The sequence below is a fragment of the Bacteroides sp. 519 genome (assembly GCF_010500955.1).
Lineage (GTDB): Bacteria > Bacteroidota > Bacteroidia > Bacteroidales > Bacteroidaceae > Bacteroides.
This window is the reverse complement of record NZ_QVMJ01000131.1, coordinates 1-314: the sequence shown is the minus strand read 5'-3', so window position 1 is coordinate 314 and position 314 is coordinate 1. Positions and strand designations below refer to the sequence as shown.

Annotated in this window: 1 pseudogene; it reads left to right on the top strand. The window is 45.9% G+C overall.

What is annotated here, in order from left to right:
- Positions 1 to 107: 107 nt before the first annotated feature.
- Positions 108 to 314, top strand: a pseudogene (locus D0T85_RS23290) (hypothetical protein); the annotation flags it as partial.

Genomic DNA, 314 nt, shown 5'->3' with positions numbered 1-314 from the left:
CTTGTACTCTGTGCCCTCTTTTACCTGACGGGGCAACAGCTTAAATTCTTTCGGGAGTATCGGCAGGTTCTCACGCTTAAAGCCTTCGATACCGTAATGAGGAAAACGTGCGCGACCGTAATTTTCAGGTAGTTTTGAGCTACGCCCACGGAGATTATCTGAAACTTCGACGCATATTTGAAAGAGTTACAGGTATTATCGAAAGCTATTTGCCCGACGAACTGGCCATTGAAGCCCCATTCTTTGGTAACAAAGTAGGAAGCAACGAAAACAAGGAAGGCAAAATATTTATCGAGTCGCAAGGCTGGTGTGCC